The 14,536-nt window shown below is 45.1% G+C and carries 8 protein-coding genes and 1 pseudogene; 4 read left to right on the plus strand and 5 right to left on the minus strand.

The window, feature by feature from the left end:
* Positions 1–475: 475 nt before the first annotated feature.
* Positions 476–787 (minus strand): 30S ribosomal protein PSRP-3, encoded by a 312-nt coding sequence (locus tag QUB64_RS27545; protein ID WP_293146632.1) that lies wholly within the window; start codon positions 785–787, stop codon positions 476–478.
* Positions 788–964: 177 nt separating this feature from the next.
* On the opposite strand from QUB64_RS27545, the gene QUB64_RS27550 reads away from it, so the two are divergent.
* The gene (locus tag QUB64_RS27550; RefSeq protein WP_333272183.1) at positions 965–1,750 is read left to right on the plus strand and encodes a TIGR01548 family HAD-type hydrolase; all 786 of its coding nucleotides are present in this window, start codon (positions 965–967) and stop codon (positions 1,748–1,750) included.
* A gap of 190 nt (positions 1,751–1,940) precedes the next feature.
* Here the strand turns inward: QUB64_RS27550 and QUB64_RS27555 are convergent, their stop codons facing one another.
* Entirely contained in the window at positions 1,941–2,759 is an 819-nt protein-coding gene (locus tag QUB64_RS27555; RefSeq protein WP_333272185.1) for a tetratricopeptide repeat protein, read from the minus strand.
* A gap of 70 nt (positions 2,760–2,829) precedes the next feature.
* Between QUB64_RS27555 and QUB64_RS27560 the strand changes: the two genes are divergently transcribed.
* Positions 2,830–3,591, plus strand: a complete 762-nt coding sequence (locus QUB64_RS27560) for a cobalt-precorrin-6A reductase (protein ID WP_333272188.1) — start codon at positions 2,830–2,832, stop codon at positions 3,589–3,591.
* A 166-nt stretch (positions 3,592–3,757) separates the two neighbouring features.
* Here QUB64_RS27560 and QUB64_RS27565 read toward each other — a convergent pair whose 3' ends face one another.
* A complete protein-coding gene (locus tag QUB64_RS27565) occupies positions 3,758–4,948 on the minus strand; it encodes a CapA family protein (protein ID WP_333272190.1) in 1,191 nt (396 codons plus the stop codon).
* A 181-nt stretch (positions 4,949–5,129) separates the two neighbouring features.
* On the opposite strand from QUB64_RS27565, the gene QUB64_RS27570 reads away from it, so the two are divergent.
* Both QUB64_RS27570 and QUB64_RS27575 read left to right on the plus strand, forming a co-directional pair.
* The gene (locus tag QUB64_RS27570; RefSeq protein ID WP_333272192.1) at positions 5,130–6,107 is read left to right on the plus strand and encodes a hypothetical protein; all 978 of its coding nucleotides are present in this window, start codon (positions 5,130–5,132) and stop codon (positions 6,105–6,107) included.
* A 241-nt stretch (positions 6,108–6,348) separates the two neighbouring features.
* A pseudogene (locus QUB64_RS27575) lies at positions 6,349–7,009 on the plus strand (Uma2 family endonuclease).
* 191 nt (positions 7,010–7,200) lie between these two features.
* Here QUB64_RS27575 and QUB64_RS27580 read toward each other — a convergent pair.
* Both QUB64_RS27580 and QUB64_RS27585 read right to left on the minus strand, forming a co-directional pair.
* A complete protein-coding gene (locus QUB64_RS27580; RefSeq protein WP_333272195.1) occupies positions 7,201–9,018 on the minus strand; it encodes a hybrid sensor histidine kinase/response regulator in 1,818 nt (605 codons plus the stop codon).
* Between the two features lie 426 nt (positions 9,019–9,444).
* A complete protein-coding gene (locus QUB64_RS27585) occupies positions 9,445–14,511 on the minus strand; it encodes a PAS domain S-box protein (protein ID WP_333272197.1) in 5,067 nt (1,688 codons plus the stop codon).
* Positions 14,512–14,536 lie beyond the last annotated feature (25 nt).

A 14,536-nucleotide genomic window follows, 5' to 3' on the forward strand; every position in this document is an offset into this window, starting at 1 on the left:
ATGGGGCATGGGGCATGGGGCATGGGGCATCTTGCCCGCTCGCGAAGTCGAAGGGTGGGCATGGGGCATTAGTCATTGGTCATTGGTCATCAGTCATTGGTCATTGGGCACTAAAAAACAATAGTACCTTGTAGATACGATGTTTTTTGACATTATCTACTTAGAGCTTTGTTTTGAATAAATCTTAAATCTCTAATCTCTAATCTACCAAGCGCAAAACCCGATTACCGTGAATAAATGCGGTTTGTAGTGAGGACTTTAGTCCGCATCAATTTCTGCGGACTAAAGTCCTCACTACAAACCTGTTTTTCGGGCATGATATTTAAGATATCGATCGGCTGTAGCGCATTTAAATTGTAATTTTTGGGACGAGGTGGAAAAAGCCAAGCGTCAAATCTTTTCGCCTTCTCCCCCTCTCTCCTTCTCCTGTTAGCCATCACAGGCAATTTATAGAGGTAGCAACTTAAAGCAGGGCTTAGTTGCTGCCGGTAAAAGTCACTTCGGGGAACCTTGACTGAGCTTCAGTCATCGGGCGCCGTCTGCCTTCTTCTTGCCAGTAGTTGATAACTTCTGTAGCTTGGTTGAGGATTTCGACGCGATCGTTGTCAGCAATCCAGTGTTTGGCTTCGAGTTCGTTTTTGAGTTCTTCCCACGCATCCTTGCGCGGCCAGAAAAAGTAAGATGTCAGCGGGCTAGTTCCTTTACCGACAACTTGGTCAACGGCGAGGGCAACATTCTCTTCTAGCCAGAGAACTTTTAAGATGAACTTGGACAAGCAAACCTCCAGGGTTCCGATCGAACTTATTAAAAATTTCTACAATCGCTAAGCGTAGCACATTCTGTTCAATAATGGGTCATCGGCGATTAAAAGTTTTGTCGCGCGGCTGGGTTTCCCGCTGCTTAGGGGCCCGAAACCAATAAAATTTGTGCACTCACTCGCCCCAGCTACAGGGATAATTAAGTTATGAGCAGATTTATTTTAGTTTTTGACATTGATGGTGTAGTGCGGGATGTGTCCGGTTCTTATCGGCGGGCGATCGCCGATGCGGTGGAACACTTCACGGCTGGTGCTTTTCGCCCGAATTCGATCGATATCGACTCTCTGAAGTCTGAGGGTGTGTGGAATAATGACTGGGAGGCGTCTTTGGAGTTAGTTTGCCGTTATTTTGAGCGGATTGGGCGATCGCGAAATCAACTCGCTTTCAACTATGACGAATTAGTCGCTTTTTTCCAAAGTCGCTATCGCGGGAATGATGATAAAAATTGGACTGGTTACATTTGTGACGAACCGCTGCTGTTAAATCCAGCTTACCTGGAAAATTTAACAATTGGAGGCGTTGCTTGGGGATTTTTTAGTGGCGCGATGCGCGATGAAGCAGCTTATGTTTTGGAAGGGAAACTCGGCTTAAATTCCCCCGTGTTGGTGGCGATGGAAGATGCACCGGGAAAACCAGACCCGACTGGACTTTTTGCGGCAATTGAACAGTTGGAAAAACTCCACTGCTTAGACAAAGATTTGCCCGTGATTTATGCGGGAGATACTGTTGCAGATATTTACACTATTGTGAAAGCGCGGGAATTACAACCAAATCGAGTTTGGCTGGGCGCAGGAATTTTGCCGCCTCACGTTTTGGATGATTCTGCTCGCTGTGAAGCCTATGCTGCGGCGCTGAAAAAAGCAGGTGCAGTAGCAGTTTTCAGGAATGTCGAAGAGTTGACTGCTGCACGAATTGGAGAATTAGTTAAGTAAAAAGCCAACCTGCTGCTGATTGCAAAATACCGACAATCCCGATCGATTGCCATAAAAAACGTTCGTAGTGCGGACTTTAGTCCGCAGCATTTTGCGGACTGAAGTCCGCACTACGAACGAATCTTACTGCGGTTAATGGAGGATCGGACACGATATTACCAATTACCCATTACCAATTACCATTTAGAGATTATTTCAAGTTCAAGAATTTATCTAAAGCACCAACTACAACTGGCGGCCAGCGGCGGGTTTTTGCCACCCAATCGAGGTCTTTGTAGCGGGAATCGAGGCCGACTGCAGCTACCCAATTGCTCTCGGCTTCACCGCGCTGTCCGGCCTCCCAAAGACAGGCGCTGAGGGCTGCTCTCATGTCAGCAAATTGGGGATATCTGCGGACAATATTTTTCATGTTGCGAATTGCTTCTTTGGTTTGCCCGTTTTGATAAAGCGCGAGGGAATGATTGGCACGAGCAAAGGCGTATTCTGGTGCTAATTCAAAGGCTTTGCTGTAGTCTTTAATGGCTATTTCCCATTTGCCTAAACCTGCTTCGGCGTTACCTCGGTTGTTGTAGGCGGCTGGATCTTGGGGGTCTAATTCTAGTACGTGATTGTAGTCAGCGATGGCTTCTTCCCAGCGTCCTAAACCTTCTAAGGCTGTGCCGCGATTTAGGTAAGGATCGGGGGCGTTGGGAGCTAGCTCGATCGCCTTTTCGTAGTCAGCTATGGCTGGTTCTAGTTTATTTTGACTGACTCTCGAATTACCTCGGTTACTCCAAGCGGCGGCTTGGGATGGAAATTTGTCAATGATTTCTGTCCACAAAGTTTCCGCTGCGGGAAATTTGCCTTCATTTGTAGCCGTAAAAGCTTTTTGAACAAGTTCTCCTAATTCCTGCTGGGAAGGAGTGAGATCTGTTGGTTGTACTTGTGCGGTGGCGGGTGCGATATTTCCCAACCAAACTAATCCGGTTACAATTAATACTGTCAAAAATGTGAAAAGTGAGCGAATCATCTGTGGTGGTAGTTGAAACTTTACATAAAGACATTATTAACCAAAATTCCGGGTATTGGTTCGATCGGTTATGAGTAATTTGGTGAAAAAACATTTATTAATTTTGGGCGGAACGGGTGATGCTGTTGAACTGGCTGCCAGAGCTTCTCAAATTGCTGATATAGAGGTGATATCTTCGCTAGCAGGGCGCACTCAACAGCCTTTGACCCCAAAAACGGGTACGGTGCGGGTTGGAGGCTTTGGTGGGGCGGCTGGGCTGGCTGAGTTTTTGCGTTGTAGCCCGATCGACTTTTTAATTGATGCGACTCATCCTTTTGCAGCGCAAATTTCTGCCAATGCTGCGGTTGCTGCGGTTGAGTGTCATGTCCCTCATTTGATGCTGGTGCGCCCTGCGTGGGAGCCCGTTCCGGGCGATCGCTGGATTGAAGTCGCCAGCCACTCAGATGCTGCAAAGGCTTTATCGGGGCATTCTCGGCGGGTGTTTCTCACCATTGGGAGGCAGGAATTGGCGGAGTTTGCGGGTTTGGAGGATGTTTGGTGTTTGATGCGGGCGATCGATCCTCCAGCACCAAATACTCTTGTTCCTCATGGTGAATTATTATTAGCAAGGGGGCCGTTTTCTTTGGCAGATGAGCGGCAATTGCTATTAGAATATGAGATTGATACAATTGTTAGTAAAAACAGTGGGGGTGCTGCTACCTATGCTAAAATTATCGCTGCTAGGGAACTGGGAATTCCGGTGGTGATGGTGCAGCGGCAGCCGATTCCTAATGTTGAGCAGGTTGCTGATGTAACCGGGGCGATTTCTTGGCTGATTGAGCAGTTGAAGTGAAACGAACCGCGAATATGCTTTCATCACAAAAGGTTTGTAGTGAGGACTTTAGTCCTTCTTTCTTGCGGACTAAAGTCCTCACTACGAACCTTTTTTCCTTAAAAGTTTGTAGTGAGGACTTTAGTCCTTCTTTCTTGCGGACTAAAGTCCTCACTACGAACCTTAGTTATTTGTTTTGTGTATTTAAGGAGTTAAGATGATTGTTCATCTCTTGTAAATATGCTTTTAAAACTGGATACTGCGAGGTTGCTAGCAGCGGGTCTTTTTTCTGGGTGACAGTTTTTTCTAAGGGCATAATGCGATACTTAGATTTATTGTTCAGAGTATAGCGGTGTACCCAAGTCGGAATTGCTTTGACGCTGGTAATTTCTGTGTTTTTTGTAGGAAATGTCTTGCGAATATTAACTTGCAAGATGACGCCTAAGTCTGTATAATTTTGAGTCTGGCCGGAGATAAAGTTACCCATTGAATAAATTGCTACGGCTTTTCTAGTTTTCCCATTCTTGCCTTTAAATTTAAAGATTTTATACGGTTGAACGACATGGGGATGGCTGCCGAGAATGATATCTGCACCAGCTTTTAAGAGGTTTTCAACTAATTGTTTTTGTTGAGTGTTTGGCTGTCGCTGATATTCGTCGCCAAAATGCAGGGAAATTGCGATCGCATCTGCTCCTTTTTTTCTGGCTTTGGCGATGTCTTTGATTATCTGTTTTTCGTCGATTAGGGAAACTAAGTAATCTTTGCCTTTCGGTATCGGGATGCCGTTTGTGCCGTAGCTGTAGGCTAGCATGGCTAGTGATATGTTGTTTTTGGTGATGATTAAAGTCGTATCGTCCGCTGCTTGCGATCCGGCTGTCCCTGTTGAGGCAATTTTGCGATCGCCCAAATTCGCGATCGTCCTCATTACCCCTATTTCTCCCCGATCCAAAGCATGATTGTTCGCCGTTGTCAAGATATTAAATCCAGCTTTTTTCGCAGCATCCAGTAATTGCACTGGTGCGTTAAATAGCGGATATCCCGTATATCCGCCCGCATCTTCTCCCGCTAAAGGTGTTTCCAGGTTTCCCGTTACCCAATCGCCTTTTGACAGGATACTTTTCACTGGTGCGAAAAAACTGTCAAAATTGTATGTTTGCTTTTTTGCATCGTAGCCCGAGATCGTTTGGGTACTGTGCATCATGATATCGCCGACAGCAATTAGTTGCGCTTCTTTAATCTCAGACTTGGGTTTAGCCGGTGCAGGTGTTGCAATTGGCGATCGGCTTTCTGTACGCTGTGTGTTGGTTTTTGGCGCTTGGATGTCGCAGCTTGCGATCGAAAGCACGGCAATTACCGAGAGCAACCGACGAAAATTCATGATTGAGCGGAGTGATTTATCGGCATCTATGATATCATAAGCAGGACTTACTGACGGGTGGGCAGAAACCGGGTTTTTTCACCAAAATATTTGCTTAAAACTCTCAATCTCTGTTTAAAAACCCGGTTTCTTTGTTGGGATTGCGTAAGTCCTAATAACTCAATTACTTGCCGCCAAATCAATGACTAAAAAATCTCTAATTCTGGCTTGTATTGTTTTTTTATCAATTACGACTTTAGGTATTTTGAGTTACGCGGAAAATTCTGGCGATAGATATTTTGAATTTGCCTTGATTGGCGATTTGCCCTACAGTGCAGAACAAGAAGCAAATTTTCCGAATTTGATTGCAGATATCAATCGATCGCCCGCAGCATTTGTCGTCCACGACGGCGATTTCAAAAGCGGTTCAACTCTCTGCGACGATGCAACTTTTGTTAAGGGAAAGCAGTTATTTGAAAATTTCAATATGCCGTTTATTCTCGCCTATGGCGATAATGACTGGACTGACTGTCACCGCAAAAAGAACGGCAGTTACGATCCAGTAGAAAGACTTGCTAAACTGCGGGAAATCTTCAGCAAAGGTACTCAAAGTTTGGGAAAGCGTACCTTAACTCTCACCCGTCAAAGCGAAAACCCGCAGTTTGCTAAATACCGCGAAAATGTCCGCTGGAGTTATCATGGAGTTGTATTTTTAGCGATAAATATGCCGGGAAGTAACAACAATTTTGGCCGCACTCCCGAGCAGGATAAGGAATATGCCGATCGCAATTCGGCTAATTTAGCCTGGATCAAAGAATCTTTTGCCTCAGCCAAACGCAGCAACAGCAAAGGAATTATCCTAGTTGCACAAGCAAATCCGGGATTTGAACTCGATCCGGCTGACAAAAGAAGAAGCGGCTACAACGATTTTATCGCAGCTTTGGAAACAGAAACGCGCAATTTTCCCGGACAAGTCGTATACGTGCACGGCGATACTCACTATTTCCGCATCGACAAACCTTTACCCCGTTTTACCGATGAAACTCAACTCCCCAGACTGAAAAATTTTACCAGAGTTGAAACTTTTGGTTCTCCCAACGTCCATTGGTTGCGGGCTTTTTATGACCCCAAAAACCCGAATGTATTTGAATTTAAACAGCAGATTGTTCCCCAAAATTAGGCGATTCAACACCAAATACGCTTGGGTTAATGATGTTTATTCCCCGGAGAGCCCCCTCGCATACCCCCTACTCCCCCGAATCGTTGCGGGGACGCTGCGGGCAATTTCTTGTCCCCCCCTGCGTGAGCGGGGCGCCAGGGAGATCAGCCTTAACCCAAGCGTATTGATTTAACACCAGTTTCATGCAAGATAAATATTTTTTGCCTTACAATGAAGATCGGTAGCATTGAGGAATTTATTTATGACGATCGCAATTAAGCGCATTACTCTTGAAGAATTTCTCAAACTGCCAGAAACCAAACCAGCCAGCGAATACATTCAGGGCGACATTATCCAAAAACCTCAGCCTAAAACAAAGCATTCTCGTCTCCAGGGGCGATTCCTGCGTACCATTAATGAAGTGGTAGAGGAACCGAAGATATAGCCTTTTTCAGAAAGATGAGGTACGACTGGCCTCCGTGGCCTCCGTGGCCTCCGTGGCCTCCGTGGGTATACCTCACCACGCGATCGAACCGAAGATAGCTTATGCTTTTCCAGAGTTGCGGTGTACGTTTGGCGGGCGCTCGATTGTTCCAGATATTGCGGTACTATTGTGGGAACAAATTCAATTTGATGAGAGCAGCGAACCGTTGGATAATGTGCTAATTGCACCCGATTGGGCGATCGAAATCCTGTCGCCACAACAAAGCTCAAATCGCGTAACTAAAAAAATTATTCACTGTCTGCAACATAATTGTCAGTTGGGGTGGCTAGTCGATCCAGAAGAGCGATCGATTTTAGCATTTTTACCCCATCAACAACCGCAATTCTGCGAAGGTAGCGATGTCCTTCCAGTACCCGAAATGATTCCCCTGAATATCACCGCCGAACAGGTGTTTAGCTGGTTGAGAATGCAAGCATGAACGGCAGGTTCGATCGTTCCGAATGCGAGTCCTCATCAAAACAGATGACTCGCATTCGGAACGAACCAATTTTGTTAGGAATGAGAATTAAATAACTTACAATTTGATGGTTCTTGTGGGATGTCGGGCCCGTCCAGAAAGGACGGGCCCGACATCCCACAAACTTGTGTAAATTATTTAATTCGCGATCCTTACAGGTTCGAGCGTTCCGAATGCGAGTCCTCATCAAAACAGAGGACTCGCATTCGGAACGATCGAACCTTTGCCCGATCGGTCAATACCTGCTTTACCGGAATCTCTAAAATAAACTCTGTCCCTTGCCCCAAAACTGAAATACAATTGATATAACCTTTGTGTTTTTCCACGACTATTTCGTGACTGATTGCTAACCCCAATCCCGTGCCGCTTCCTACGGGTTTAGTAGTAAAAAATGGGTCAAATATCTTTTTTTTCACTGCTTCATTCATCCCGGTGCCGTTGTCAGCAATCCGAATCGCCACAAATTGACTGTTGGAAATAGCTGTTTCTTTCGCAATCAGTGAGGTACTGATGGTAATTACCCGAGAGGTTTGGTACTCCAAAAAATCCATCGCATTAATCAAGATATTCATAAACACCTCATTCAACTGACTTGCATAGCAGGTAACTAAAGGCAGTTGAGCGTAGTTTTTAATCACCTGAATCTCTTGGCCAGATCCTTTTGACTTCAACCGATGCTGCAAAATCAGCAGCGCGCTGTCAATACCTTCGTGGATATCTACAGCTTTGATCTCTTTTTCATCCAATCTTGAGAAGTTCCTCAGCGAGAGGACAATCTGCTGGATGCGATCGGCCCCCACTTGCATTGAATTCATCAGTTTTGAGAAATCTTCTACCACAAACCCCAAGTCGATATCCTCCACAAAAGCCTCAATTTCTGGCGTGGGCTCGGGGTAAGTCTGCTGGTAAAGTTCAATCAGCTTTAGCATTTCTTGGAAGTAGCGGCTGGCTGGAATAATATTGCCGTAGATAAAGCTGACAGGATTATTGATTTCGTGGGCAATACCGGCTACCATTCGTCCCAGACTCGACATTTTTTCAGTGAGAATCAGTTGAGCTTGAGTGCGTTTCAATTCGGCTAATGCCAATTTTAGTTGTCGTGACTTTTCCCATTCTCGTGTTTCTGCAAGTTTGCGATCGGTAATGTCCGTAACGCGAACGAGATTCATTTTCTCGCCCGCTACATAAATTTGCTTGGCGGCTAAATTTCCCCAAAATAACTTTCCTTTTTTGGTCACATATTCCACCTCGCGACTCCAAAAGCCCTCCCTCTCAATCTCGTCCCAAATCGAACTCAGTTCTGGTGGTGGAAAACGGTGCTTTTGAAGACTCTCCTCTTGAATATTGAGTAATTCGTCTTTGCTTGTTGCTTGAAAAAGTTCTACTGCACGTTGATTGCAGTCTGCAATCAAACCAGTTTCAAAATTGACTAGAAAAATCGCATCAGCCGATTGGTTAAAGACAGATTCAAGTAAGTCTTTTTGCTGTTGGAGTTGCTGAGTTAAATAACGCAGTTGCAGGTGAGTTTTGATGCGGGCTAAAACCTCTTGCAGTTGAATCGGCTTGCTGATGTAATCTACTGCCCCCAGCTCCAACCCTTTGACCTTATAAAGTGGATTAGAAGCATCATCCACCGCTGTCATAAAAATTACTGGAATATCTTTTGTCTGCGGCGAGTCTTTCAGGCGGCGACAGGTTTCAAACCCGTCCATTTCAGGCATCACGACATCCAACAAAATCAGATCTGGCTGAGTGGTCTCCATAATTTTTAGGGCTTGGACACCACTTTTAGCAACCCGAACCTCAAACTGAGACTCTCTCAAAAAATCTGAAATTAATTGAAGATTGGCAATGGTATCGTCTACTACCAAAATTTGCTCTTTTTTGGTGCTATTTTTTAGAGCTACCTCCGAGCTAGATAAGTGTTGTTGAAAATTTGACTCGATTTGATATTGTTGATAAAATGACATTTGCCTACCCACCTGTAATATAATCAATGTGCTGATTCTGATGCTTCTAATAAATAGGAATTACCCCAGGAATTGTTGGAGCCTCTCTCTACAGGAATTTGGCTAGTAAATCAAGTACAAAAAAACGGTTTGGCTCGGACAGCGATGCCCCGCCGTGCTGGCTATTCCGTGTTTCTGATGTGTAAGCTGTTGGCCTTTAAATCGTAGGTACAGAAATAATCCAACTCTTGTGGGGTAGGCTTCGACGCTGCCCCGAATATACAATTTAAATGTGCAACAGCTTACTAGAACGACAGGGAATCTTCTGTATATGCGTAAAGTAGGCTCTTATAGCACCCTAGATTATGTATGGGTAAGGTTCGCTATTATCGCAACCTACATTTAGTATGGTGTACCCTACATTTAAATGTTCTATGCAAGTCCTAATCAAGAGCGATCGATCAATTTGACAATTGCTTCATACTCAAAATCTTCGGACAGTTCCTGCACCCGCGCAGCAAAGGAAGTGTACTCTGGGTTTAATTGCTTCAGCCGGAAGACTTCCTGCTCAACTCCTTCAACATTACCGCCCTTAGCTGCTTTATACAAGGTCAGCAATTCATCTCTGGGCGGCACCGCCATTTCCGTGGGGCTAGACGCTAGAGGCACAGCTACAGTAAAATTTTCCTCTATCCCTTCTGGTTCGGGAATCCACGATAAGTTTAAGTAACTCTGGATTTTGTTGAGCAAATCTTCCGCTTGAATTGGCTTGGCGAGAAAATCGTTGCAGCCAGATGCCAAACAATTTTGTCGATCGGCTTCAAAGACACTGGCAGAGACTGCTATGATAATTGTATCTTGAAACTGCGACAATTGGCGCAGTTGCCGTATCATCCCAAAGCCATCCATCACCGGCATCACTAAGTCAGCGAGAATCAAGTTTGGTTGAAACTCAACGGCTTTTTCTAAACCTTCTTGTCCGTCTGCTGCCTCGTTGAGTTCAAAACCGATCGCTTCTAATAAATTGACGACAACGGATCGATTCTCGGAACGGTCATCGACTACGAGGATTTTCTGTTTTTTACCATGATAGCCGACGATCGCGCGATCGGTAGATTTGACAGAGGTTGAGCAGCCCGGGTTTGAGGCAACTGGCAAGTCTAAATCAAACCCAAATTTGCTGCCAATTTGTGGATTGCTTTCGAGAATAATTTCACTTCCCATTAAAGAAATCAGTTTCTGAGTAATTGTCAGTCCCAACCCAGTTCCTTCTGTGCGGCGAGCAGTATCTCCCACTTGCTCGAAGGGTAAGAAGATTTTTTTCAAGTGTTCGGGCGGTATTCCAACGCCTGTATCTTGAATTAGAAAGCGGATTTTGCTAATTGGCAATTGGCCGCCCAAATGCGCGGATCTGGATAAATTTTGTTGGCTCGCCGTGTCTGCGTGTCTTGGTGTTTCCGCGTCTTCCTCCCCATTACCTGTGGCTGGGGCTTCAGTTTCAATCACCTCAACAGTAAATTTTACACTGCCGCGATCGGTGAATTTTACAGCATTGGAAATAATGTTAATTAAAACTTGGCGCCGTCGCTTTTCATCAGCATAAACCCTGTTGGGGAGTATGGTAAGAGCCTGGTAAGTAAAGTCAATTGACTTTTGTTCGGCTTTGAGGCGAAAGATTTCTGACAAGCCTTGCAGGAAGGTATAAAAATTAAACGTTTCTGGGTAAAGTTCGAGTTTGTTGGCTTCGATTTTAGACAAGCTTAAAATATCGTTAATCAGCGTCAGTAAATGTTCGGTGCACTGGTAGATAATACCCACACCTTTTTGTTGCTTGGCGGTGCAGTTTTTGTCTCGCTGCAAGATTTGCGCGTAGCCCATAATCCCGTTGAGAGGAGTGCGGAGATCGTGACTCATATTTGCCAAAAATTTGCTTTTGGCGCGGTTAGCTGCTTCTGCGGCTTCTTTCGCTTGTTGGAGTTGTACAGCCTGTTGTTGAGTGGCTTCGAGTAATTGAGCTTGCTGTAAAGCGATTCCCAACTGAATGCCAATCTGAACTACAGTATTAATTTCTGCCTCGCTCCAAGCACGGGAATCTAAATTTTGATAACAGGCTAGTAATCCCCATATTTGACTGCCACAATAGATGGGAACAATGATGTATGCTCTGATTTGCAGGCTTTCTAAGAGGTTGATGTAACAGGGACTAAATCCAGCTTGGTAGATGTCTTGGGTGACTCGGTAACTGACTCCTTGGCTGTAGGCACCGCCCTTTGTTTCTTGCATATGACTATCTACCACAGGTTCGCGAGTGCCTCTCAACGTGGTTTTCAGAGTGCAGTGAGGATAGTTCAAAAAAATATCGGTAGCCAGAAGATTATTTGTTTGTTGTTGCATTAAAGAAATCCAGCTCTCCCCGACTGACTCGGCAACAAATTGTCCGCTCCAGTCGGAATTAAACTGATAGGCGACGACGCGATCGCATTTGATAACAGCGCGCATTTCTTCGGTGGTGGCTCTGAATATTGTGTCAATCTCCAGGGTTTCGCGCATTCTTTGAATGACAGTAGCGATCGCTTTTTCTCGTTGTGCGCTTTCTAGTAAAAATTTTTCTGCTCGTTTGCGTTGGGTAATATCTTGACAGACACAAATTAGTCCTTTTCCTTCAATTAAGGTTAAAGAAAGTTCCTCTGCAAACGTAGTACCATCCTGCCTTTTAGCCGTGGCTTCGCCTTGCCAATGCCCCACCTGCAATAGGATAGGAAAAATATCGCGCTGCAATCGACTAATTTCTTCAGGGTAGTAGAGTTCTTGCCAAGTTTTGCCAATTAGTTCTTTGGACTCACTGTAGCCAAATAGAGTGACATGAGCTTTATTCAGATAGACATATTCACTATTGCCATCGAGAATTGCGATGCCCTCAGTAGCCGCTTCGATTACCGCTAACTGATCTTTTAGGGCTGCTTCGGCTTGTTTTTTGTCGCTGATGTCCTTCATGAAGCAGTAATGCCCAATGAAGTTGTGTTGCTCGTCGTAGGCGGAGATCGTGACGAGTTGCTTGTAAAAAATCGAGCCGTCTTTCCTAATGCCTCTGGTTTCAGTTTCTACCTTGCCGAATTCGAGCATTTCTTGGTAAGCAGCGAGCATTTTTTCGCACTCATCAAGGTGTACGGTTCGCTGCCATTCCATGCCAATCATTTCTTCAGGTTGATAGCCAGTCATGCTGGCATAGGCTTTGTTGACAGCAATGTAACGTCCTTGCGCGTCCAGGCGTGAGATTCCTTCTACAGCATTTTCTAGGGCTGTACTCAATTGGCGTATTTCTTGCTCTACCTGTTTGCGATCGCTAATGTCTGTAATTGTGCCAACATAGCCGATAATATCTCCGTTATTGCCTATTTCTGGCAATGCCTGACCGATGACCCAGGTAATTTTGCCATCTGGACGCATAAAGCGGTATTCTGACTTAAAGGGGACTCTGGCGGCGGCGGCTTCGTACCATTCGCTAAAAACCCGATCGCGATCGTCTGGATGTAGGGTACTTGTCCAACCTGACGCGCTAGCTTGTTCTAGAGATAGTCCAGTAATTTCACTCCAGCGCTGATTGACATAGATGCAATTACCTGTGGCATCAGTGTGGAAAATACAAACAGGCGATGCTTCTGCTAAGGTTTGATAGCGGCGTTGACTCGCTTGCAGAGCCAGTTCTGCTTGCTTTTTGTCAGTAATATCCACCGCATAACCAACGCATTCAACCGAGTTACCAGCTTCATCGCGGATTAACTTTGCCTGCTCGTAGAGCCAGCGATACCTCTTATCCTGGTGCAGGAAGCGGTATTCCATCAAGATAACGTTCTCTTGAGGCAACCGCGCGAATTTAGCCAAGACTTGCTCCCTATCTTCTGGGTGAATCCGGTTTACCCAAAACTGTGAATCATCTAAAAATTCCTGCGCTTCCCAACCCAGCAATCGCAGGACATTGTTACTGATAAAATTCACTCCGATTCCCGATGGTTTGCAGCTATAAATGATCGCGGGAGTAGAAGCAAGTAAGTGTTGGAGGCGTTGTTGGGTACGGGCTAATTCTGCTGTCCTTTGAGCGACTGTGGCTTCTAAGATTTTCTCGGCTTGTTTGCGATCGGTAATGTCAGCAAAGGTAGCGATTGCCGCGACAATATTCCCATTTTTATCAAATAGGGGTGTACTGTGAACTTCTAAGGGAATTGTCCGATCCGGCAGGCTAATTTCCAGGTCATCAACCCTTACCCGTTCTCCCTTAAACGACCGAACGACAGGCAGATTTTCTACCGGATATAACTGATGTGTTCCTGCCTGATAAATTTGATAAATTACTGTCAATTGCTCAGTTTTGGCTGCGAGTAAAGTTTCGATACCCAGTAACTCCCGGGATTTTTGATTGGCGTAGATCAGTTGTCCAGTAATATCGTTAACTGATACCCCCACAGGCATAGCTTCCAGAATTTGATTCAGCTTGCTCTCACTCTGCGCTAAAGCTTCATTTAACGATTGGAGATCGGCAAATGACTGTTGCAGTTGCGCCACCATGATCTTAAAAGAACTTGCCAGTTCCCCGACTTCATCAACGCGTTCAATTTCTATGAATTTATTTATTTCACCATTGGCAATATCTTTAGTAGCCTTATTTAACCGCATAATGGGTTTGGCAATCCAACGAGCCGTAACAATACCAGTACCGATAGACCCGACTAAAGCAGCGAGACACAGCAGGAGCGTCAGGCGAGTATTAGCCTGAATTTGCGTCATGAAGTCGGCTCCGGGAACGACTGTAACAATCAACCAATCTAACTGACTTTGAGCAGAGATGGGCTTCAATTGTAAGAAATAGCGATTGTGCTGAAATTCAAATTTATTTTTTTGATTTGATTCACATTGATGAAAATCATTAAATTTAGCTAATAAAAAATTAACCGATGCCTGAGTCAGGGGATTTTTACTGTTTTTAGCTGCCAGTCTCCACTCTTGAGGATTCAAGTTTTTTAAATAATTTGCATCCAAATTTTGCTTAAACGGTGTCTCGCCTGTGGAACTGGCTATCAGTAATCCTTGGCGGTCGATAATGAATACCTGCCCTGTATTTCCTACTTTCAAACTATCTAGAAAACTAGCAATCTGAGGTAGAAACAGCGAGGTTCCCAAAACTCCCTGAAACTTGCCTTCTGCGTCATTAAATGGTAAAAGGTTAACGATCGCCAAGATCGGGCGATCGACTCCCTGCGATAGATTAACTACTGGCAGCCAAATTGCTTGACCCGCCTGCTGTGCGGTTCGATACCAGGGACGCCCTTGAGGTGGATCGCGGTGCGGATCGTAGTCTTTACGGACTTTTGTGAGCTGAATGCGCTTGCCCTGGCGATCGGCGCTATAGTAGTGAAAGTGGTAGTTTGTAGATTTATTCAGGACTCCGATAACTAAAGAATCACTTGCCAGGGATTTTTCGACAGTGAGGAATTCTTTTTGCTCAGTGGCGATCGCCACATTACTAACAGTGGGATAGATTTGC

The organism is Microcoleus sp. Aus8_D2, assembly GCF_036702665.1.
Classification (GTDB): Bacteria; Cyanobacteriota; Cyanobacteriia; order Cyanobacteriales; family Microcoleaceae; genus Microcoleus.

What these genes read in the sequence shown, in the direction of transcription:
- QUB64_RS27555 (WP_333272185.1), bottom strand. Translation starts at nt 2,759, where the DNA reads ATGATTCGCTCACTTTTCACATTTTTGACAGTATTAATTGTAACCGGA.
- QUB64_RS27550 (WP_333272183.1), top strand. Translation starts at nt 965, where the DNA reads ATGAGCAGATTTATTTTAGTTTTTGACATTGATGGTGTAGTGCGGGAT.
- QUB64_RS27560 (WP_333272188.1), top strand. Translation starts at nt 2,830, where the DNA reads ATGAGTAATTTGGTGAAAAAACATTTATTAATTTTGGGCGGAACGGGT.
- QUB64_RS27570 (WP_333272192.1), top strand. Translation starts at nt 5,130, where the DNA reads ATGACTAAAAAATCTCTAATTCTGGCTTGTATTGTTTTTTTATCAATT.
- QUB64_RS27580 (WP_333272195.1), bottom strand. Translation starts at nt 9,018, where the DNA reads ATGTCATTTTATCAACAATATCAAATCGAGTCAAATTTTCAACAACAC.
- QUB64_RS27565 (WP_333272190.1), bottom strand. Translation starts at nt 4,948, where the DNA reads ATGAATTTTCGTCGGTTGCTCTCGGTAATTGCCGTGCTTTCGATCGCA.